The 1747-nt window shown below is 66.9% G+C and carries 1 protein-coding gene; it reads left to right on the top strand.

Going from position 1 to position 1747, the window contains the following annotated elements:
- The first annotated feature begins 153 nt into the window (after positions 1 to 153).
- Positions 154 to 1521, top strand: coding sequence for an IS110 family transposase (locus tag HRL41_RS11855; protein ID WP_172137197.1), 1368 nt, complete (start codon positions 154 to 156; stop codon positions 1519 to 1521).
- Positions 1522 to 1747: the final 226 nt, after the last annotated feature.

The following is a 1747-nucleotide window of genomic DNA, read 5'->3' as shown; positions in this document are numbered from 1 at the left end:
GCCGAAGACAATATGACCCGGATCCAGACGCGGGGCTGCCCGAAGCAGCCCGCCCTGCCGCCAGGCACCCAGGGTTCGGGAGACGACAGACTCCCCGACATAGCGCAAGACAGGCGCGGCCCCAGGCGCCGCGCAGGGAGAAGGAGGCTGCCCATGAGCAACTACACCATCTACCGTGAGCACCGCGGCGTCTTCGGAACGGGCGCCCGCGCCCGCTCCGTCACGGTCAAGGGGCTCGAGTGGTCGAGCGGAAAGGTCGAGCGCAGGCGCTTCTCCGACTGCCCGAGCGCCTACGACATAGCAGCGTGGATGAGGGCCAGCTTCGAAGGCCCCTGCTACGCCGCGTACGAAGCCGGCGGCAGCGGCTTCTCGCTCTGCCGTGACCTGCGGGGCATCGGCATCGACTGCGATGTCATAGCGACGTCGAGCATAGCGCGATCCGCGAAGGACAAAAAGGGCAAGACCGACTCCCGCGATGCCTCGAGACTGCTCGCAGAGCCCTTGAAGCCCGATGACGAGGGCCGCGCGCCCGTGTGGGTGCCGCCCTACGAGGTCGAGGCCGCGCGCGACATCGCACGCGCGCGGGAAGACGCGAGGCAGATCGTCGCCGACGCCAAGCAGCGGCTGCGCGCCCTGCTCTTGCGTCATGGATGCGTCTGGAACGAGAAGACCGCAAGCGGAAACCGCGTCAAGTCGTGGGGAACCAGGCTCGACCGCTGGCTGGACGGAATCGCCCTCGAGGGCGAGGGCGCTCGCGAGGCGCTCGCCTCCTGCAGGGAGAGCATCCGTCTTGACGAAGAACTCGTGGCGCACCTCGACTCCCAGATAGCAACCTTGTGCGCAGAGCCGAGATGGAAGCCCTATGTGGACGCGCTCGTTCTCGTCAAGGGCATCGACACGAGGACGGCCTTCCTCACGGCGGCCGAGTTCGGCCGGTTCTCCCGCTTCAGGAGCGGGAGATCCGCCACGTCCTGGATAGGGTGCGCCCCCTCCGAGAGCTCCAGCGGGGAGCACCGGGCGCACGGCCGCATCACCAAATGCGGAAACTCCCACCTGAGGCGTGCGCTCACCGAGGGCGCGTCCGCCGTCAGGCGCTTCAACAGGAACATGAAGCAGCCCGCCGCGGGGCACGAAGTCAGCGAGGAGCCGAGAGTCATGGCGCGCAAGGCGACGCACCGCGTCCACAAGCGCTACACGAGCCTCGTTGCCCGGGGCATCCACGCCAACAAGGCCAAGATGGCAGCCGTAAGCGAGATGGCGCGGTGGCTCTGGGCCATTGGCTGCGTCGTCGAGCGTGACGAAGCAGCGAAGCAGGGCAACCGCCCTGAGGTAGCATCTGCTCCAACGCGAGGGGAACCCGCGATTGAGACCTGCGCGCCGCGCTCGCGCGGTATGCGCGACAGAAGGATGACGAAGAGAACGATCCTTCGGCGGAAAGCCCCGAACGAGCCGTTGAAGTGTGGGCCGCGTGCGGTATCCACGGATCTGAGGGTGTCGCGATACGACGCTTTGAGGCGTTAGGCAACGGGATCCGCACCACAGGGTCGATGCATATGGAGAGAGATCCCTCGCCGACGGACGAGGGGCCTCTCCTTGCGCCCGCTTGACAGGATCCGGGTCATATGGGGACTCAACAACTCCATCAAGGTGATGAAGCGCATGAGCTGCGGGCTCGAGACCTTCGAGCGCATGCGCAGGCGCTGCCTGCTGTCCCTGGGCTGCATGAGGATCGTCGAGCGCGGCGTCA

The sequence above is a fragment of the Adlercreutzia sp. ZJ473 genome (assembly GCF_013185065.1).
In the GTDB taxonomy this organism is placed as follows: domain Bacteria; phylum Actinomycetota; class Coriobacteriia; order Coriobacteriales; family Eggerthellaceae; genus CAAEEV01.
This window is presented reverse-complemented; position numbering and strand designations above follow the sequence as displayed.